Annotated in this window: 19 protein-coding genes and 1 riboswitch; of the genes, 7 read left to right on the top strand and 12 right to left on the bottom strand. The window is 63.7% G+C overall.

Going from position 1 to position 19,177, the window contains the following annotated elements; genetic code table 11:
* Nucleotides 1-50: 50 nt before the first annotated feature.
* A riboswitch (cobalamin riboswitch) is annotated at nucleotides 51-257 on the bottom strand.
* Between the two features lie 34 nt (nucleotides 258-291).
* The 3 genes from N430_RS00545 to lpxO form a co-directional block, all read right to left on the bottom strand.
* On the bottom strand, nucleotides 292-861 hold the full coding sequence (locus N430_RS00545) for a GNAT family N-acetyltransferase (protein WP_110632209.1): 570 nt from the start codon (nucleotides 859-861) through the stop codon (nucleotides 292-294).
* A gap of 78 nt (nucleotides 862-939) precedes the next feature.
* Nucleotides 940-1,284 carry a carboxymuconolactone decarboxylase family protein gene (locus N430_RS00540; protein ID WP_027919898.1) on the bottom strand — a complete coding sequence of 115 codons (345 nt, stop codon included), beginning with the start codon at nucleotides 1,282-1,284 and terminating at the stop codon, nucleotides 940-942.
* Between the two features lie 133 nt (nucleotides 1,285-1,417).
* Nucleotides 1,418-2,317: a lipid A hydroxylase LpxO gene (lpxO, locus tag N430_RS00535; protein ID WP_103447986.1), complete on the bottom strand. Its 900-nt coding sequence runs from the start codon at nucleotides 2,315-2,317 to the stop codon at nucleotides 1,418-1,420.
* Between the two features lie 157 nt (nucleotides 2,318-2,474).
* On the opposite strand from lpxO, the gene thpR reads away from it, so the two are divergent.
* Nucleotides 2,475-3,020, top strand: coding sequence for an RNA 2',3'-cyclic phosphodiesterase (gene thpR / locus N430_RS00530; RefSeq protein ID WP_110632212.1), 546 nt, complete (start codon nucleotides 2,475-2,477; stop codon nucleotides 3,018-3,020).
* Nucleotides 3,021-3,041: 21 nt separating this feature from the next.
* Here the strand turns inward: thpR and N430_RS00525 are convergent, their stop codons facing one another.
* The gene (locus tag N430_RS00525) at nucleotides 3,042-3,947 is read right to left on the bottom strand and encodes an AraC family transcriptional regulator (RefSeq protein ID WP_110632562.1); all 906 of its coding nucleotides are present in this window, start codon (nucleotides 3,945-3,947) and stop codon (nucleotides 3,042-3,044) included.
* Between the two features lie 180 nt (nucleotides 3,948-4,127).
* Here N430_RS00525 and calA point away from each other — a divergent pair, with 180 nt between their 5' ends.
* A complete protein-coding gene (calA, locus tag N430_RS00520) occupies nucleotides 4,128-5,180 on the top strand; it encodes a vanillin reductase (protein ID WP_110632215.1) in 1,053 nt (350 codons plus the stop codon).
* Between the two features lie 158 nt (nucleotides 5,181-5,338).
* On the top strand, nucleotides 5,339-6,538 hold the full coding sequence (locus N430_RS00515; protein WP_110632218.1) for a sugar transporter: 1,200 nt from the start codon (nucleotides 5,339-5,341) through the stop codon (nucleotides 6,536-6,538).
* 113 nt (nucleotides 6,539-6,651) lie between these two features.
* Here the strand turns inward: N430_RS00515 and N430_RS00510 are convergent, their stop codons facing one another.
* From N430_RS00510 to N430_RS00500, 3 genes are read right to left on the bottom strand one after another with little or no spacing between them, the layout of a single operon-like run.
* Complete coding sequence (locus tag N430_RS00510; RefSeq protein ID WP_110632221.1) at nucleotides 6,652-7,236, bottom strand: LysE family translocator; 585 nt, start codon at nucleotides 7,234-7,236, stop codon at nucleotides 6,652-6,654.
* A gap of 49 nt (nucleotides 7,237-7,285) precedes the next feature.
* Entirely contained in the window at nucleotides 7,286-8,116 is an 831-nt protein-coding gene (locus tag N430_RS00505) for an AraC family transcriptional regulator (RefSeq protein ID WP_110632225.1), read from the bottom strand.
* A gap of 57 nt (nucleotides 8,117-8,173) precedes the next feature.
* Entirely contained in the window at nucleotides 8,174-9,073 is a 900-nt protein-coding gene (locus N430_RS00500; protein WP_110632228.1) for a LysR family transcriptional regulator, read from the bottom strand.
* A 104-nt stretch (nucleotides 9,074-9,177) separates the two neighbouring features.
* Between N430_RS00500 and nfsB the strand changes: the two genes are divergently transcribed.
* Nucleotides 9,178-9,831, top strand: coding sequence for an oxygen-insensitive NAD(P)H nitroreductase (gene nfsB, locus N430_RS00495; protein WP_103447978.1), 654 nt, complete (start codon nucleotides 9,178-9,180; stop codon nucleotides 9,829-9,831).
* A 118-nt stretch (nucleotides 9,832-9,949) separates the two neighbouring features.
* On the opposite strand, the gene N430_RS00490 is transcribed toward nfsB, so the two are convergent.
* Together N430_RS00490 and N430_RS00485 are read right to left on the bottom strand one after the other, a co-directional pair.
* A complete protein-coding gene (locus N430_RS00490; protein WP_110632231.1) occupies nucleotides 9,950-11,104 on the bottom strand; it encodes a cysteine desulfurase family protein in 1,155 nt (384 codons plus the stop codon).
* A gap of 192 nt (nucleotides 11,105-11,296) precedes the next feature.
* Nucleotides 11,297-12,223 (bottom strand): LysR family transcriptional regulator, encoded by a 927-nt coding sequence (locus tag N430_RS00485; protein ID WP_103447975.1) that lies wholly within the window; start codon nucleotides 12,221-12,223, stop codon nucleotides 11,297-11,299.
* A gap of 138 nt (nucleotides 12,224-12,361) precedes the next feature.
* Here N430_RS00485 and N430_RS00480 point away from each other — a divergent pair, with 138 nt between their 5' ends.
* From N430_RS00480 to N430_RS00470, 3 genes are all read left to right on the top strand, one after another.
* A complete protein-coding gene (locus N430_RS00480) occupies nucleotides 12,362-13,591 on the top strand; it encodes an acyl-CoA dehydrogenase (RefSeq protein ID WP_110632234.1) in 1,230 nt (409 codons plus the stop codon).
* Between the two features lie 137 nt (nucleotides 13,592-13,728).
* Entirely contained in the window at nucleotides 13,729-15,078 is a 1,350-nt protein-coding gene (locus N430_RS00475) for a PAAR domain-containing protein (RefSeq protein WP_110632236.1), read from the top strand.
* A complete protein-coding gene (locus tag N430_RS00470; protein ID WP_110632239.1) occupies nucleotides 15,071-15,460 on the top strand; it encodes a hypothetical protein in 390 nt (129 codons plus the stop codon). The genes N430_RS00475 and N430_RS00470 overlap by 8 nt, the downstream gene beginning before the upstream one ends.
* Nucleotides 15,461-15,467: 7 nt before the next feature.
* Here N430_RS00470 and N430_RS00465 read toward each other — a convergent pair whose 3' ends face one another.
* From N430_RS00465 to N430_RS00455, 3 genes are all read right to left on the bottom strand, one after another.
* On the bottom strand, nucleotides 15,468-16,529 hold the full coding sequence (locus tag N430_RS00465) for a TerC family protein (protein WP_110632242.1): 1,062 nt from the start codon (nucleotides 16,527-16,529) through the stop codon (nucleotides 15,468-15,470).
* Nucleotides 16,530-16,688: 159 nt separating this feature from the next.
* Nucleotides 16,689-17,996 carry a substrate-binding domain-containing protein gene (locus N430_RS00460; RefSeq protein WP_110632245.1) on the bottom strand — a complete coding sequence of 436 codons (1,308 nt, stop codon included), beginning with the start codon at nucleotides 17,994-17,996 and terminating at the stop codon, nucleotides 16,689-16,691.
* A 66-nt stretch (nucleotides 17,997-18,062) separates the two neighbouring features.
* Complete coding sequence (locus N430_RS00455) at nucleotides 18,063-19,163, bottom strand: tartrate dehydrogenase (protein ID WP_110632249.1); 1,101 nt, start codon at nucleotides 19,161-19,163, stop codon at nucleotides 18,063-18,065.
* Between the last annotated feature and the right edge of the window lie 14 nt (nucleotides 19,164-19,177).

The following is a 19,177-nucleotide window of genomic DNA, read 5'->3' as shown; positions in this document are numbered from 1 at the left end:
CCCCGTACGCAGGCGCACGCGGATACCGGCCTGCGCCCGCCCACCGCGGGTTGCCAAGTGAGGCTTCAGGCCGGTCTCCGGGCTTGCGAGGGTCGTGAAGCCTTCACCTTCCCATGCTGGCGCACAGTGGTGTGTCGAAGGCATCGCTCGCTTACCGTTGCGGGGGCAGCGCCGGACTTGTCGTGAACCACGACGCACCGGCTTCCCGTTTCACCCTGCGCACGGCGGCGCAGGACACCTGAAACTGGCGCGCATCTGACCATCGAATGGCCAGCACGTCAAATGCGCGTGTCAGCGCCCGCGGCGGCGCGACACCCGTGCTTCGATGTTCTTGCGCCCGATCAGCAGGGGAGGCTTTTCCACCACCGGCTCATCGGCCAGCCACTTGTACATCACCAGGCAGTCCACCAACCCGAGGCGGGCATGGCGATAGGCTTTGGGCAGGCGGCCAACGGTCTCGAAGCCGAGCTTGGTCCACAGCGCCACCGCCACGTCGTTGCTCGCCACCACCGAATTGAACTGCAATGCCAGAAAGCCTTCCTGGCGCGCCAGCTTCTGCGAGTGCTCGCACATCAGCCGGGCCACGCCACGGCCACGGGCGGCGTCGCAGACCATGTAGCCGCAGTTGCCGACATGGGCGCCAGGGCCGGCGGCGTTGGCCTTGAGGTAGTAGGAGCCGAGCAGCTCGCCATCGGCTTCGGCCACCAAGGTATGCAGTGGCAGTTGCAGCCACAGCTGGCGAGCCTGCTCGACGTCCAGTTCGGGGTCGAAGGCGTAGGTTTCGCGGGCCTGGACGATGGCCTGGAAGGTCGGCCAGAAACGCTCGAAGTCGTCGGGCGTCATGGGGCGGATGTGGATCATGGCGGTTCCTGCAATGGCTAGGCCGCCAAGTCTGGGTGGCGCGGCGCCGTCGCGCAAGGGCGGCGACGCCGTCGAGCGTCAGCCGTTGGCCTTGCCCACTGCATCCATGGCGCGGGCCGAGTAGACCAGCGCGGCCCCGGCATTCATCGCCACGGCCACACCCAGCGCCTCGGCGATCTCTTCACGGGTGGCGCCGTGCTTGACGGCCTGTTGCGAGTGCACGGCGATGCAGCCGTCGCAGCGGGTGGTGACGGCCACGGCCAGGGAGATCAGTTCGCGGGTCTTGGCGTCCAGGTGGTTGGTCTTGGCACCCGCGCCGCTGGCGGTCATGTAGCCGGCCACGGTGTCAGGGGACAGTTGCTTGAGATCGCCGATGCCGGCCATCAACTGCTTACGGTAGGCGTCCCAGTCCATCATGCTCATCGTCTTCACCTTTGTAAGGTTGCGAGTGGAGCTTTCATGCTAGTCGAAGTGCGGGAAGTGAGACTTGTACGTTGGTGCTGGCCAGTTTTGAAACGGCCAGACAAGGCCGTTTCTGCAATTGCCAACGTATCGGTCAGATGTAGACGAACACCAGTACCAGAGCGGCGACCACCAGCCACTTTTCCAGGTAGTAGCGCATGCGGTTGCGCTTCTTCAGCGCCTTGCCACGCTCGCGGATCTTGTAGATGCGGGTGAACAGGCGGTTGATGCCACCAGTCTTGTCACCAGCGTCGTTGGGCGCCGCGGCGGCGGCCATGACGTTGCGGCTGAACCAGCGGTTGAACGCGGTGGCCCAGCGGTATTTCAGCGGGCGCTCGATGTCGCAGAACAGGATGATGCGGTTGTGCTCGGTGGTATTGGCCGCGTAGTGGATGTAGGTCTCGTCGAAGACCACGCCCTCGCCATCGCGCCAGGAATACTTCTCGCCGTCCACGTCGATGTAGCAACCGTCATCGTTCGGCGTGTCCAGGCCGAGGTGGAAGCGGTAAGAACCGGCGTACGGGTCACGGTGACGGACCAGCTTGGCACCCGGTGGCAGGGTGGCGAACATTGCCGCCTTGACTGTGCCGATGCCTTGCAGCAGTTCGGTGGTGCGTGGGCACAGGGTCATGGCCGACGGGTGGCTTTCGCCGTACCACTTCAGGTAGAAGCGCTTCCAGCCGGTCTTGAAGAACGAATTGAAACCGACGTCGTCATAATTGTCGGACTTCTTGATCTCGCCCACGTGCAGCAGCTGCTGGCCTTCGGCACGGATCTCCTGCCAGTGCTCCATGAGCGGCTGCAGCTCCGGGAACGCCTCGACCGGCAGGTAGGGCTTGGCCGGGTGCTTGGAAAACAGGTACAGGAAGCTGTTGACCGGGGCCAGGAAACTGGAGTGGTCGCCCAGCTGACGGGTCAGCTTGTGGCGTACCCGACCGCGCAGGTGAACATAGGCGATCGAGAGGACGAAGATCAGTACGAGTGCAATTTTCATGGACGGTTACTTGTCGAAAAATGGCCATGCGCCATGGCATAAGCTCGCCAGCATAAACAATCATGGGGGTAGTTTGTACTTATTGTTACGTTAATGCGGGGCGACATTGGTGTAAGGCCCTATAACGTGCAAAAACGTTTCACGTGATGGAGTTCACATGATTCAGGACATTCGCCCGAGTGGCGCCCCGTTCAAAAGGTTGTTCTTCGCCTTGCCTGTCAGCGACGCCCAACGCCGTGCGATCAGCCAGTGGCGGCGCGGCTTGAACCTGCGCAGCGGCAAGCCGGTACCGAGCGAGAACTTCCACCTGACCCTGCTGTTTCTGGGGGATGTGGATGTGGCGCAGGTGCCGGCCATCTGCGCGGCGGTGGACAACCTGGCGCGGCCGGGCGCGCCGTTGCGCCTCCTGCTGAACCAGCTGAAAACCTGGCAGCGCGCCAATGTACTGGTGCTGGAGCCGCAGGAAACACCCACCGCCTTGCGCCAGCTGGTCTATGGCCTGCAGCAGGCGTTGTTGCCGATGGGGTTCGAAGAGCAGGCCCGTGAGTACCGCCCGCACCTGACCCTGTCACGGGATTTTCGCGGCCAGGCCCCGGAGGCGGCCGAGGCGCCTGAGTTCCATCTCAGCGCCAGGCATTTCACCTTGTACGAATCGCGCAAGGGCCGTTACTGGCCGCTGGCGCAGTGGCCGCTGGTGGACTAGGCCAGGCAAGGGGCATGTCTGTCAGACCGGCAGGCTCTGGTAAGGCAGTTCATCCCCAGGGCTGCGGGCAAACTGGCGCTTGTACTCGCGGCTGAACTGCGAGGTGCTCTGGTAGCCCACCCGGTGCGCCGCCTGCGCCACTCCCAGCCCTTCACCGATCAGCATCTGCTGCGCCTTGAGCAGGCGCAGGCGCTTGAGGTACTGCATTGGCGCCATGTCGGTGCAGCGTTTGAAGTGCTCGTGGAAGGTCGACACGCTCATGTTGGCGCAAGCCGCCAATGCCTCGACACTCAGCGGCTCGGTATAGTGCTCGCGCAAGTGCATGAGCGCCGCACCGATGCGGGCGAAGTGCCCCTGTTGCTCCACCAGCGCCCGTAGCACCCCGGCCTGGGGGCCGCGCAGGGCGGTGTAGAGCACCTCGCGAATGCGCGCTGGGCCCAGCACCTTGGCATCTACTGGGTCCTGCAGGCTCTGCAGCAGACGTTCCACCGACTCGCGCATCGGTGCATCCAGCGCCGCCGAGGTCATCGACTGTGGCGTTTGCGCCTGTACCGCCGGGTCGGGGGCAAGGTCCATGCTCTGCACCAGTTCGCCCAGCACACTACGGTCGATGTCCACCGCCACGCCCAGCAGCGGCTCGTCGCGGGTGGCAAAGGTTTCACACATGAACGGCACCGACAGCGCCTGCACCAGGTAATGGCCGGCGCCGTACTCCAGGGTGCGCGGGCCCAGGCGCGCCAGTTTGCTGCCCTGGGCCAGGATCATCAGGCTCGGCTCGTAGATCTGCGGGCTGCTGGCCACATAGTGGTCCCAGCTCAGCACCTGCACCTGGGGCAGGTGCGTGGGCACGAAGCCCGGGCGGGTGGCCAGGCTGCGGATCAGCGAACACAGCGGGGCGTTGGCGTCGACGTGGCGGGTCAGTTGCATGATGAACCAGGGCAGAGAATCAGACAGTTTCATCATCGCAGATTAGCCGGCCAGCGCCAGGTGGCCACCGGCAGGTTCGGAGGATCAGGCATGGATGCCGGAGAATCAGCCGTGGGCGGGCAGGGCGATGGCGAGCAGAATGCGCGGCCTGAATCGTTTCACTTCCCTGTGAGGTCCCGCATGTACACCGCCATCGGCTATGCCGCCCAAACCCCGACCAGCCCTTTGGCCCCCATGACCTTCGAGCGCCGCGCGCCGCGCCCGGACGACGTCGCCATCGAGATCCTCTACTGTGGCGTGTGCCACTCTGACATCCACCAGGCACGCAACGAGTGGGGCATCGCCGTGTACCCGCTGATGCCCGGTCACGAGATCATCGGCCGGGTCACCGCAGTGGGTGACAAGGTCACTTCGCACAAGGTCGGCGACCTGGTCGGCGTCGGTTGCATGGTCGATTCCTGCCGCCACTGCGAGGCCTGCGCCAAGGATTTGGAGCAATACTGCCTCGAAGGCCCGACCATGACCTACGCCACCCCGGACCGGGTCGACGGCAGCAACACCATGGGCGGCTACTCCAGCAGCATCGTGGTCAGCGAGCACTTCGTGGTAGGCATCCCGGCCGGCATGGACCTGCCCAGCGCGGCGCCGATCCTCTGCGCAGGCATCACCACCTACTCGCCACTCAAGCACCATGGCGTCGGCCCCGGCCACAAGATCGGCATCCTCGGCATGGGCGGGCTGGGCCACATGGGCATCAAGCTGGCCAAGGCGCTGGGCGCCGAAGTGACGTTGTTCACCCGCTCCCAGGCCAAGGCCGAGGAAGCCCGCCGCCAGGGCGCCGACCACGTGATCGTGTCCACCGATGCCGAGCAGATGCGTGCGGCGGCAGGCCATTTCGACTTCCTGCTCGACACCATCCCGGTGCAGCACGACCTCAACCCGTACCTGGAGACCCTGAAGTTCGACGGCGTGCACATCCTGGTGGGCCTGATCGAACCGATCGACCCGGCCGTGCATGCCGCCAACCTGGTGATGAAGCGTCGGGTGCTGGCCGGTTCGCTGATTGGTGGCATCGCCGAAACCCAGGAAGTGCTGGACTTCTGTGCCGCCCATGACATCCGTTGCGACATCGAGATGCTCGACATCCGCAATATCAACCAGGCCTATGAGCGCATGATCGCGGGTGATGTGAAGTACCGCTTCGTGATCGACATGGCGACCCTGCAGGGCTGAACCTGACCATAGCCTGGCCCTTCGTGGTTGTGAGGGCCAGGCTTGGCGCGTACCATGCGGGCATTCCTTCCAATAACAAACCCGTGCCTCAGCGCGGCCGATACTTGGCCCCTGACGCGCGTCCTTTCGCCTTGCCTGCGGAGAACAGATTCCAGCCCATGAACGGACCCATCCCCACCGACCTGCCCCCGACTGCGGGTGGCGGCAGCTGGCTGAGCGTGATTGCCCTGGCCCTGGCGGCCTTCATCTTCAACACCACCGAATTCGTCCCGGTGGCGCTGCTCAGCGACATCGGCAGCAGCTTCGACATGACCACTGCGCAGGTCGGCCTGATGCTGACCATCTATGCCTGGGTGGTGGCGCTGGCTTCGCTGCCGATGATGTTGCTCACCCGCAACATCGAGCGTCGGCGGTTACTGCTGTTCGTGTTCCTGGTGTTCATACTCAGCCACCTGCTGTCGTGGTTGTCGCAGAGCTTTGCCATGCTGCTGGTCAGCCGCATCGGCATCGCCCTGGCCCACGCCGTGTTCTGGGCCATCACCGCGTCGCTGGCCGTGCGCGTGGCACCGCCGGGGCAGCAGGCCAAGGCACTCGGGTTGCTGGCGACAGGCACGACCCTGGCGATGGTGCTGGGTATTCCGCTGGGGCGCGTGGTGGGCGAGGCGCTGGGCTGGCGCATCACTTTCCTCAGCATTGCCGGGGTGGCCCTGGCGACCATGCTGTGCCTGATGAAGTCGCTGCCGTTGCTGCCGAGCCAGAACTCCGGTTCGCTGCGCAGCCTGCCGATCCTGTTCAAGCGCCCGGCGCTGGTGATTACCTACCTGCTGGTAACCCTGGTGATCACCGCGCAATTCACCGCCTACAGCTACATCGAGCCATTCGCCCTGCACGTGGCGCAGATCGGTGGCGAGCGCACGACGCTGTTGCTGCTGTTGTTCGGTGGTGCCGGCGTGTTCGGCTCGCTGCTGTTCAGCCGTTACAGCGAGCGCTTCCCCCATGGCTTCCTGGTGGGTTCGATCGGCGTGTTGGCGGCATGCCTGCTGTTGCTGTTGCCGCTGTCGGGCAACTTCTACGTGTTCGCGGCGTTGAGCATGTTCTGGGGTGTGGCGATCCTCAGTTTCAGCCTGTCGCTGCAGTCCAAGACCTTGAAGCTGGCGTCCGATGCCACCGACGTGGCCATGGCGCTGTTCTCCGGCATCTACAACATCGGCATCGGTGGCGGGGCGTTGCTGGGCAGTATCGTCAGTAGCCAGATGGGTGTGGCCGACATTGGCATTGTTGGCGGTAGCGTGGCGGTGGTCGGGTTGATCCTGGCAGTGGCCAGTACCCGGCGGTTCCGGGAAGCACTGAAGCACTGACAACCTGCACCGGCCTCTTCGCGGGCAAGCCCGCTCCCACAGGGATTGCACAGCTTTCAAGGTCTGTGGGAGCGGGCTTGCCCGCGAAGAGGCCGGTGCAGATAGAACGAGATTCAGCTCAATACCGCAGCCCAGGCTGACACCAATAGCAACCCGCCTAAACCCCGGTTGAACCACAGCAGCCGCCCCGGTGCCTGCAACCAGCGCGCACTTCCAGCCCCCAGCACCGCCCACACCGCCATGCACGGCACGGCAATCAGCAGAAACACCAACGCCAACTGCCACACCGGCAGCGTCGGCGCGGCGAACACGCCAATCACGGCCACCGCCATCATCCACACCTTCGGGTTGACCACCTGCAACGACGCCGCGCTGACCGCGCCGAACGGCTTGCCGCCTGCCGTATCCAGCGGCTCGCCGGCACTGCGCAACATGCGCCAGGCCAGCCAGCTCAACCACAGCACGCCAGCCCAGCTCATCGCCTGCTGGGCCCACGGATGGCGCACCAGCGCCTCACCCAGCCCCAGGCCGACCAGCCATACGATTGCCGCCGCCGCACCGCAGGCTGCGAGCATCGGCGCCACGCTCGCGCGCAGGCCTTGCCGGGCGCCATGGGCGAGGATCAGCAGGTTGGTCGGCCCTGGGCTGATGCTCGAAACCAGGGCGAAGAGAATGAAGGGCAACAACGATTGCGACATGGGAACAGCTCCGAATGATCAGGGCCCCATGGTCGCGATTGGCGGGCTGTCAGTCTGGAAGGTTTGAGCAGCGGCGGCGGTAGTCGGCCGGGGTCAGCTGATAAGCACGCCGGAACCAGCGTCCCAGGTGGCTCTGGTCGGCAAAGCCCAGCGCCATGGCCACCTCGGCTGGTGTCTGGCCTTGGGCGAGCAGGCGCCGGGCGCGGGACAGCCGCAGCTGGATCAGATAGGCATGCGGCGCCAGGCCGAAGGCGGCCTTGAAGGCGCGGGTCAGACGGAAGCGGTCGACCCCGCAGGCTTGGGCAACCTGCTCCAGGCCGATGTCCTGGTCGAAGTGGGCATGCAGGAAATCACGCGCCCGCTGTGCCGTCAGTGGCAGGCGCGGGTCGGGGTTGAGCCGCTTGCGCCAGTGCAGGTGGCTGGTCAGGGTGGTCAGCAGCGTGTCCATGGCGGTCTGGCGCACGATGCGCAGCTCTTGGCCATGCACCGCCCGGAACGCCAGGGCGGTGGCGTGGGCCAGGCGTTCGTCGTGGCACAAGGTGTCGGCGAAACGCGGCAGGCTGTCGCCAGGCGCCTGTTCGAACAGCGCCCGCAGCTCGGTCTCCAGCCAGTTCGGTTCCAGGTACAGGGTCGAATAGGTGAAACCTTCGGCGGTCGGCGCGTGGCCGTCGTGAAGGTCGCCGGGTTCGAGCAGGAAGACCTGGCCTGCGGTGCTCTGGTGGCGCACCCGACGGCAGTTGAACTGCTGCACACCCTGCTCGGTGAAACCGACCAGGAAGCTGTCGTGCCAGTGTGGGTCGTAGGCATGACCGACAAAATGCGCACGGACCGACTCGATGCCGGTGTCGGCGTCTTGCTTGAGGTCGATCCAGTTGCTCATGGCGCTGCGCTGCTGACGGGTAGGGCAGTTCACCTTACTCCAGATGCGTCAGCCGGTTTAGAACAATTGTGCAGGCTGCAGCGCGGCAAAACGCTCGCGCAGCCACAGGTGCAGTTGCGTGACCGCGGGCGACAGCTGCTTGCGGTGCGGGCACACCAGCGTCACCGGTGTGGCTTCGCCCTGATGCTCCGGCAGCAGGATTTCCAGTTCACCGGCGGCAATGTTGGCGCTGACGTCCAGCCACGACTTGTAGACGATGCCTTCGCCCTCCAGCGCCCAGCGCCGCACCACGTCGGCATCGTCGCTGACCAGTGGCCCGCGTACCTGCACGGTGCGGTTGCCAAGCTGCCACTTGTCGTACACGCGGTTGTGCTGCAGGTACAGCAGGCAGTCATGCTGCTGCAGGTCATCGGGCGTGCGGGGGCCGCCGTGGCGGGCCAGGTAGCCAGGGGAGGCCACCAGTACGCGGCGGTTCCAGGGGGCCAGCGGCAGGGCGATGTAGTTGGCGTCCTGGTTGAGGCCATAGCGGATGGCGATGTCCACCGGGTCACGGCTGAAGTCGGCCATCTGGTCGGAGAGGAAGAAGCGCAGGCTTAATGCCGGGTGCTCGCGGCGAAAGGCGCTGAGCCACGGCAGTAGCAGGTTGCGGCCGATGTCGGACGGCGCGGACACCTGCAACACCCCGCGCAGGGTGCTGTGGCTGGCGTGCAGTTGTTCGTGGCCCTGGCGCAGGGTGTCCAGCACACGCTGGGCGGTGGGCAGGTACAGCTCGCCCTCGGCGGTCAGGCGCAGGCTGCGGGTGGTGCGGGCGAACAGACGCACGTCGAGGTCGCGCTCCAGGCGCTTGATCGCGGCGGCCACTTGCCCGGGCAGCAGGTCGGCTTCATGGGCGGCAGCGGTGAAACTGCCCAAGGCGCTGCTGCGCACGAACAGTTCGAGGTCGCTGAAACGAAGCATTTTCACTCCAAGGATGAAAGTGTTGCTGCATTCTGCCGCTTTTTCCGGTTTGCAGGAAAGATAAGATGCGCGACAGATCCCGTTTCGTTGATTGGAGTTGCAGCATGGATACCGTCTCCCTGGCCAAGCGCCGTTACACCACCAAGGCCTACGATGCCACCCGCAGGATTCCCCAGGCCACGGTTGATGCGCTGCTCGAACAGCTGCGCCACAGCCCGTCCTCGGTCAACTCGCAGCCTTGGCATTTCGTTGTCGCCGACAGCGCCGAAGGCAAGGCCCGCCTGGCCAAGGCCACCGACGGCCGTTTTGCCTACAACTCGCCGAAGATTCTCGACGCATCGCACGTGATCGTGTTCTGCACCCGCACCGAGATGACCGAGGCGCACTTGAATGCGGTGCTTGACCAGGAACAGGCCGATGGCCGCTTCCGCGACGAGCAGGCACGGGCAGGGCAGAACCAGAGCCGTCGCGGCTATGTGGACCTGCACCGTTTCGATCAGAAAGACCTGCAGCACTGGATGGAGAAACAGACCTACCTGGCCTTGGGTACCGCGCTGCTCGGTGCAGCGGCCCATGGCCTGGATGCAACGCCGATCGAAGGGTTCGACAGCAAGGTGCTGGATGCCGAACTGGGGCTGCGTGAGCAGGGTTACAGCAGCGTCGTGGTATTGAGCTTGGGCTATCGCAGCGAGGCGGACTTCAATGCCGGCCTGAACAAGTCGCGTCTGCCGGCCTCGACGGTATTCACCTTCCTTTGAGGGCGTGGTGGGCGTTGGGGGGGGCGCCACGACATTTGCAGCGGCTATGAGATCGAGCGCCGCCCGCGCGGCGCTCGGTCTCACAGGCGCCGAAAGGCTTGAGGCATGCACATCAGCCCTACCACAATGCCCCCGAAGCCGCCGTCAAGGCCCGCCCAAACACCGCGATCGCCGTGTCCACTTCGGCCTCGCTGGTAAAACGCCCGATACTCACGCGCACGCTCTTGCGTGCCCGCGCTTCATCCAGCCCCAGCGCCAACAGCACATGCGAAGCCGCGTTGCTCGCCGAGTTGCAGGCCGAGGTGGTCGACAGCGCCAGTTCACTGGCCAAGGCCATGCTGTTGAAGCCGTTGGCCTCGATGCACAGGTTCAGGGTGTGAGGTATCCGCTGCTGGGCGCAGCCATTGAGGCTGACCCCCGGCAATGCCAGCAACCCTTCACGCAGGCGCTTGGCCAAATGCTCGATACGTTGGTGCTCGCTGTCCCCCGGCTCGCCGGCCAGGGCGAAGGCGCTGCCCATGCCGACGATCTGGTGCGTCGGCAAGGTGCCCGAGCGCAGCCCTTGCTCATGCCCGCCACCGTGGATCTGCGCGCACATCAGCTCACGGGCGCGAGGCCCGACATACAGCGCGCCGATGCCTTTTGGCCCATACACCTTGTGCGCCGAGAACGACATCAGGTCCACCGCCATTGCCTGAAGGTCAATGGCCAGCTTGCCGACCGCCTGGGCCGCATCCACATGCAGCAGGGCGCCATGGGCGCGAACCCGTTCACCGATGGCAGCGAAATCGGTGACGGTGCCCAGTTCATTGTTGACGGCCATCAGCGACACCAGGCGAGTGTCCGCGCGCAGCGCTGCCTGCACAGCGTAGGGCTGGATCAGGCCGCTGGCGTCTGGCGCCAGGCGGGTGATGGCCCAGCCCTGGCGCTCCAGTTCCTTGACCGTGTCGAGCACGGCCTTGTGCTCCAGCTGGCTGGTGATCAGGTGGCCCGGCTGGGCCATGCCTTGCGCGATGCCCTTGAGTGCCAGGTTGTTGGACTCGGTGGCGCCCGATGTCCAGACGATGTCGTCGGCGCGGGCGCCGACCCGCTCGGCCACTTGCCGGCGGGCCTGCTCGACCACTTCGCGTGCGGCCTGGCCGTAGGCGTGGCCACTGGAGGCGGGGTTGCCGAAGTTAACCTGGCGGCCGAGGCAGGTGAGCATGGTTTCGATGACCCGGTCATCGACCGGAGTGGTGGCGGCGTAGTCGAAATAGAGCGGGGCGCTAGGCATGGGGCGTGTCCGTGCAGTGTTGCCGTGGTGTCGGCAATCGTTGCAGTTAGCCTAAACGCTGGTGAGAAAATGATTTTGTCTTTTATGCTGCGGATGGCCGCTTCATGCAGAACATTTTTCTCTATAGATAGATGAATGGGAAATAGTTTTCTCTCTGTGGGCTTCTGACGAGCCCACAGGGCTATCAGCGCTTCAGGCAGGCTCTAGTGCACGCTCTTCCTCAGCCACCACGCGCTCGCACAATTCGATGATCTGCTCGCGCATCCAGCGGTTGGCCGGGTCCTGGTCGGTGCTCTCATGCCAGTACAGGTGAGTCTCCAGCGCTGGCACCTCCACCGGTAGCGGCTGGAAACGCAGCTGGTGACGGCGGGCAAAGCGTTCGGGCACGGTCATGGCCATGTCGGTCTGCTGCAGCACCTGCGAGGCCATCAGGTAATGCTGGGAGCGCAGCGCGACCTTGCGTTGCACGCCCATCTTGCCCAGTGCCAGGTCGACGTAGCCCAAGCCGTTGCGGCGGCTGGAGATATGGATGTGGGTCATGCCCAGGTAGTTGTCGAGGGTCAGCTTGGCATCCGCGAGCGGGTGGCCCTGGCGCAGCGCGCAAACATAGCGGTCCTGCATCAGCTTGACGTGGCGCACCTGCGGATCGGTGTTGAGCGGGGCATCGACGGCGAAGTCCAGGCGCCCGGCGGCCAGTTCCTTGGTGGTTTCGCGGCGCTTGCACAGGAAGCTTTCGATCAGCACCGCCGGGGCCAGGCGGCGCAGGCGCTGGAACAGCGGCGGCAGGATCACCGCCTCGGTGAGGTCGGTCATGCTGATGCGGAAGGTCTTGTTGGCCTGCTGCGGGTTGAAGATGCGGCTTTCCTGCACGGAGGTGCGCAAAAGTGCCAGGGCATTGCGCACCGGGCCGATGATGTTCTGCGCCATGGGCGTAGGCACCATGCCCTGGGCGGTGCGTACGAACAGCGGGTCGTTGAAGGTTTCGCGCAGCCGCGACAGGGCATTGGACACGGCCGGCTGGGTGATGCCGACGATCTGCCCGGCGCGGGTCAGGTTGGCTTCGGTGTAGATCGCGTCGAAGACGATGAACAGGTTGAGGTCGACCTTGCTGAGGTTCATGGCGCCGCTCTTTGTTGGAATTATGGGCCGATCATATATCGGTTATGAATGTTTATACACGCTGAAAATAGACTAGGTAGATCGAGGCCTGCTGCTCTAGGCTCTGCCCATGTACTTCGAACCGTGAAGGTAACCCCGATGGATTTCGCCTATTCGCCCAAGGTCCAGGCACTGCGAGAGCGCGTCAGCGCCTTCATGGATGCTTACGTCTATCCCGCCGAACCGGTGTTCGAGCGCCAGGTCGCCGAGGGTGACCGCTGGCAGCCGACCGCGATCATGGAAGAGCTCAAGGCCAAAGCACGTGCCGAAGGGTTGTGGAACCTGTTCCTGCCCGAGTCGGAGTACGGCGCCGGCCTGAGCAACCTGGAATACGCGCCGCTGGCCGAGATCATGGGCCGTTCGCTGCTGGGCCCGGAGCCGTTCAACTGCTCGGCGCCGGACACCGGCAACATGGAAGTGCTGGTGCGCTATGGCAGCGAGGCACAGAAGCGCCAGTGGCTGGAGCCACTGCTGCGCGGCGAGATCCGCTCGGCATTCGCCATGACCGAACCGGACGTGGCCTCCTCGGACGCGACCAACATGGCCGCCACCGCGGTGCGTGATGGCGACGAGTGGGTGATCAATGGCCGCAAATGGTGGACGTCCGGCGCCTGCGACCCGCGCTGCAAGGTGATGATTTTCATGGGCCTGTCGAACCCTGACGGTCCGCGCCATCAGCAGCATTCGATGGTGCTGGTGCCGACCGATGCGCCGGGGGTCAAAATCGTCCGCCCATTGCCGGTATTCGGTTATGACGATGCGCCCCATGGCCATGCCGAGGTGCTGTTCGAAAACGTGCGTGTGCCTTATGAAAACGTGCTCCTCGGCGAGGGGCGTGGTTTCGAGATCGCCCAGGGTCGCCTTGGCCCAGGCCGTATTCACCATTGCATGCGCTCGATCGGCATGGCCGAACGTGCGCTGGAGCTGATGTGCAAGCGCTCGGTCGAGCGCACGGCCTTCGGCCGGCCCTTGGCGCGCCTGGGCGGCAACGTCGACAAGATCGCCGACTCGCGCATGGAGATCGACATGGCGCGGCTGCTGACGCTGAAGGCGGCCTACATGATGGACACGGTCGGTAACAAGGTCGCCCGCAGCGAAATCGCGCAGATCAAGGTGGTGGCGCCGAACGTGGCGTTGAGGGTGATCGACCGGGCGATCCAGATGCATGGCGGGGCAGGGGTGAGTGGTGATTTCCCGCTGGCCTACATGTATGCCATGCAGCGGACGCTGCGTCTGGCGGATGGGCCGGATGAGGTGCATCGTGCGGCGATTGGCAAGTACGAGATCGGCAAGTATGTGCCGGTGGAGATGTTGCGCGGCGGAAGGTGAGGCAAGCCGGTTCCTGCCTCTGTGGGAGATAAGTTCATCGAACTTGTAGGAAACGTCTAATTTTCCACTTCAGGCACTAAAGGCCTCTGGGCAGCTGTTAGGTTTCAAACCTGATAAATGCACAGGGAGTATTGCCGATGCGGGTCAATCTGGATGGCAGAGGCCAGGCGGTCGATGGTGACAGCACGACCACCGGGGCTGTTTGCATCGCCACCGGTACCGGATACACGTCCGATGGACGCGAGGTGCTCAGGGAAGGCGACCCCACTACGGAGTGTCCGCTTTGTGGGCAGCAGGGGATGGTCGCCGAAGGGGTAGAGTTCTTCATCTCTTCCGGCAGGCGGGTGGCGATGGATGGCGCGCTGGTCGTCTGTGCCTGTTCGCCTGGCAGCAACCGGGTGGTTGCACCGCTGAATCAGGCACCGCCTTCCAGGCCGCCAGCAGGGCCTTATGTGCAACCTGCGATGAGTGCAATGCCAGGTGCGCTGGAGCCAGGGTTCTATGTGGTGCCCCGGCACATGTCGTTCCCGCAGGTGCTGCTGCAGTTGCAGGCGCACGACAGCACCCTCCCGATCTCGCGTCTGCAGCGGCTCAACCCCACCTTCGAGCAAGGGTTCAAGGGCGGGGAGATCTTCGTGATCGGTGATCCGGACAACGGTGATGCGTGCACCCGCGAGGAAGCCCAACTGATGGCGGCCGCAGAGCATGCGCGGCGTGCGTTGGTGGCGCTGGATTTTGCCGAGTCGGATTTCATGATGCAGCACCAGGCCGAGATAGCGGGATTGCTCGGCGACGCCAGCCAATCCATGGGGGTAGGCAAGGACATGCTCGACCGAGGGCTGAAGCAAGTCAGCGGGACATTGACCAAGATCGAGCAACTGCATCAACGCGAATTCTTGCGCCATGGCCATCTGAGCAGCCCGGGTTTCTTTGCTGAACGGCGGCAGCTGCTGCAGCAACTGGACGGGCAGTTGAAAGCGGCGTTTCTCAACAAAAAACTCAATCTCGGGAGCTACGAGAAACTGAAGAAGAGTTTGAATATCTCAACCAAAAGCCTCGTGCATCATTGGTCGAAAGCGGGCGGGCCGGGGCAGATACCGGGGTATGCGACGCATCTGGATAAGGTGGCGAAGATTGGCAAGTACCTCAAGCACGGTGGGAACGCCGCTATCGGGTTAGGTGGGGTTTCGTCTTATTTGAAAGTTGATGAGGTGTGTCGTGCTGGTGAAGCTGAAGCCTGTAGGAAGATCCGTTTTACTGAAACAGGCAGCTTCTCTGGTGGTTTGGGAGGCGGCATGGTCGGGGCCTTGGGAGCGGGGACAGCAGCACCTGCGCTGTGCGCTGTTTTCGCGGCTGGTACTGCAGGGCTAGGTCTCCCGGTGTGCGGAATTGTTGTGGTAGGCGCTGGCTCTGCGGCAGGTTCTTTGAGCTTTGGAGCATTTGGAGAGTTTTTGGGAGAAGTGCTTTATGAGGTGACTGATGATTGACTTCGATAACTGGTCGCCTTTTTTAAAACTCTCATTTTTGATAGCGCCATTTGTTCTTGGATTTTTAGGAATAGCCATTAACGTGCAAATTGCGCTTTCGCGGGACTTTCATGTCGCTATGTCAGCTATCACGAGTAATCCCTATTTGGAACAGATGAAACCTGTCTGGGGTGGAGGGAGCTTAAGGTCGCGCTGCCTCCTGCTGAGTACAGTAAGCGGGTTGGTTACATTTCCAGGGTTACATTTGCGCATGGGGTGGCTGGATGAAGTGGAGTTAAAAAATTTCCCACCTAAGATAAAGCGTAAGTTAGGAGTGGCACTATGGTTGATCATGATTAGCTCAGTATGGGTGAGCGTTGGCTATTTCATGATCAAGAAATGATTGCAACTCAGACTCGCAACTGCGGGTCCTCTTCTTTTTTTCTGGTTTTTTCCTTCCCATCCAGTTCCCGTTCCAACTCAGCACCACCCACCACCTTCTCCCCCCGCGTCTTGATCAGCGAAACCACCACCCCACCCAGCAACAACCCGAACGTCACCCCCAACGACAGCAACGCCGGCACCTTGCCCACCATGCCGTGGTAGAAGATCTTGCAGCCAATGAAGATCAGCACCAGCGCCAGCGCGTACTTGAGGTAGACGAACCGGTGCATCAGCGCCGACAAGGCAAAGTACAGCGAGCGCAAACCGAGGATGGCGAAGATATTCGAGGTGTAGACGATGAACGGGTCCTGGGTGATAGCGAAGATCGCCGGCACGCTGTCGACGGCGAACACCAGGTCGGCCAGTTCGATCAGCACCAAGGCCAGGAACAGCGGTGTGGCATAGCGCAGTGCCCTGCTTTCGCCGGGTGGCGTCAGGCGCACGAAGAAGTGCGAGCCGTGGATCTGGTCGGTCACACGCATGTGACGGCGGACGAATTTCAAGATCGGGTTATTGGCCAGGTCCGGGTGGCTGTCCTCCTTCGACAGGGCCATCTTCACCCCGGTGAACAGCAGGAAGGCGCCGAAGATGTAGAGCACCCAGGCGAAGTTCTGCACCAGCGCCGCCCCCACGCCGATCATGATCGCACGCAGGAACACCACGCCAAGAATGCCCCAGAACAGTACGCGGTGCTGGTAACGGCGGGGGATGGCGAAGAAGCCAAAGATCATCGCCATGACGAACACGTTGTCCATCGACAGCGACTGTTCGACCAGGAACCCGGTGTAGAACTCCAGTGCCGACTGCGCGCCCAGCTCATGCCAGACCCACAGGCCAAACAGCACGCCGACGCTGAAATAGCCCGAATACAGCAGCAGGCTCTCGCGCATTTCGATTTCGCGGTCCTGGCGGTGCAGCACCCCCAGGTCGAGCACCAGCAAACCGATGACGATGGCCATGAATACCAGCCATAACCAGGTGCTGGTGCCAAGAAACGGGGAGGTGAGGAATGTCTGCAGAGCTGTCATGAGCCCCTCCTTGAATGTCGACGTTGCCAGGTGAAGATCGCAACAGTGATCCGACATCACGGCTTGGCAGCCGTCAGAGGGGCCCGGTATCACATGAGCTTGAGCCTAGACCCGTTTGCCAGGGATGCCGAATGGTGAGCTGTTACATTTCTTTGCCTGTCAGTACACCCAGACTTCAACACGACGGTTACGCAAGCGGCCTTGCTCCATGTCATTGCCGGCGATCGGCAACTCGTCGCCCATGCCGGTCACTTCCAGCACCTCGACGCCACCCCGTGCCAGTTCGCGGCGTACGGCCTGGGCCCGCAAGCGCGACAGCAACGCTGCACGGCCGGGCGTTTCCTTAGGGTCGCCGAAACCTACCAGCACCGCCTTGCTTTGCAGCTTGCCGGCCTGGCGCAGGTATTCGGCAACCCGCTGCACATCGCGCAGGGCCTTGTTGTCGAGGCTGGCGCTGCCTTCCTGGAAGCGGAAATTGACGCTCAAGCGTTGCGCCTGCTGGGCCAGGCTGCGATAGCGCGGCGGCATGTCGGCCTGCGCCGCTACCGGTTGCGCCTTGACCTGCTGCGAGACGAAGCCCTGTTCGGCGACAATGGCCTGGCCGGCCGGGGACTGGGCGAAGTCGGCCAGCGCCCGGGCCTGGGGTTTAGCATTGGCTGGCAGGTAGAAGTACAGCCGCCGCGACAGCGGGTAGTCCTCACTGGCGACCAGTGTGCGGTCAGGCAGCATGGCCGGTGCATCGCCCTCGGCCACCGCCAGCACCTTGGCCCCGTGCACCGCTGCCAGGCTGCTGAAACCGATGGCGTGACGATCAGCGCCGACCCGCTCGGCCAGTAATTCGCTGGACTCGAAACGCTGCGCCTGCCTGGCCAGCGCGCCATGGTGCGGTTCCAGTACCAGTGCCTTGAAGGTTTCATAGGTCCCGGAGCGATCATCGCGGGCATACAGGTGAATGGCGCCACCCGCCACGCCCAGTTGCTCCCAGCGCTGGATCTGCCCGGAGAAGATCTGCGCCAGTTGCTGGGTGGTCAGTTGCGGCAGCGGGTTGTCAGGGTGAACGATGACGGCCACACCATCCAGGCCGATGACCTGTTCGGCACTGGCTGAGCGCAGGTCGCCCAGGGCCTTGAGCTGGTTCACTTCGGCATCGCTGATGGGACGCGAGGCCGCCGCCAGGTCTGCCTGGCCCTGGCCGAGGGCGGCAAAACCGGTGCTCGAGCCGTGGGCGGCAATGTCGATACGCAAGGGTTGGCCATGCGCATCGCGGGCCTTGATCACGGTTTCGTTGGCCACCGCCCCAGGCAGTTGCTCGATGTCCGTCGCCTGCTGCGCGCGCAGCTGCGCTTGCACCAATGCCGGCAGCAGTGCCGCGCCAATAGTGTTGGAGCCCTGCACGCGCAACTGCGCAGGGTCGGCCTGGGCCGTCAGGGTCAGCAGGGGGAGCAGCAGGAGCAGCAGGCGGCGCATGCCGGGCAACCTTTGGCATAGAGTTGCCCGGCAGATTACGACGGTGGCGTGACCGAAATGTGACAGTCAGGCGGCACTCAGTGCATCGACGATGGCCTGGCCGACCGCCTGGGTCGAGCGGCTGCCGCCCATGTCAGGCGTGGTCGCACCGCTGGCAATGACGGCTTCGATGGCCAGCAGGATTTCATCGTGTGCGGCCTGATAACGGGCGTCTGCGGTTTCCTTGCCAAGGAATTCGAGCATCAGCGCACCCGACCAGATCATGCCGATCGGGTTGGCGATGTTCTTGCCGAAGATGTCCGGCGCCGAGCCATGCACCGGCTCGAACAGCGACGGGAACTTGCGCTCGGGGTTAAGGTTGGCCGACGGCGCGATGCCGATGGTGCCGGTGCAGGCTGGCCCGAGGTCGGAGAGGATGTCGCCGAACAGGTTGGAGGCCACCACCACGTCGAAGCGCTCCGGTTGCAGCACAAAGCGTGCGCAAAGGATGTCGATGTGCTGCTTGTCCCAGGTGATCTCCGGGTAGTGCGCGGCCACCGCGGCGGTGCGCTCGTCCCAGTAGGGCATGCTCACGGCCATGCCGTTGGACTTGGTGGCCGAGGTCACATGCTGGCGCGGGCGGTTGTGGGCGAGTTCGAACGCGTATTCGAGGATGCGGTCGACGCCACGGCGGGTGAACACCGACTCCTGCAGGACGAATTCGTTGGCGGTGCCTTCGAACATGCGCCCACCCAGCGACGAGTATTCGCCTTCGGTGTTTTCCCGTACCACCACGAAGTCGATGTCGCCAGGCTGCTTGCCGGCCAGCGGGCACGGCACGCCGGGGAACAGGCGCACCGGGCGGATGTTCACGTACTGGTCGAAGTCGCGGCGGAACTTGAGCAGCGAGCCCCACAGGGAGATGTGGTCAGGCACCTTGTCGGGCCAGCCGACGGCACCGAAGTACAGGGCGTCGAAGCCCTTGAGCTGGTCGAACCAGTCGTCCGGCATCATCTTGCCGTGGGCCAGGTAATAGTCGCAGCTGGCCCATTCGAAAAACTCGAATTGCAGGTCCAGGCCATGCTTGCGGGCGGCGGCTTCGAGCACGCGGATACCTTCCGGGAGCACTTCATTGCCGATGCCGTCACCGGGGATGGCGGCAATCTTGAAAGTCTTGGTTTTGGTCATGGCCACACCTTGTG

This window comes from Pseudomonas sp. CC120222-01a, assembly GCF_003097235.1.
In the GTDB taxonomy this organism is placed as follows: Bacteria; Pseudomonadota; Gammaproteobacteria; order Pseudomonadales; family Pseudomonadaceae; genus Aquipseudomonas.
This window is presented reverse-complemented; position numbering and strand designations above follow the sequence as displayed.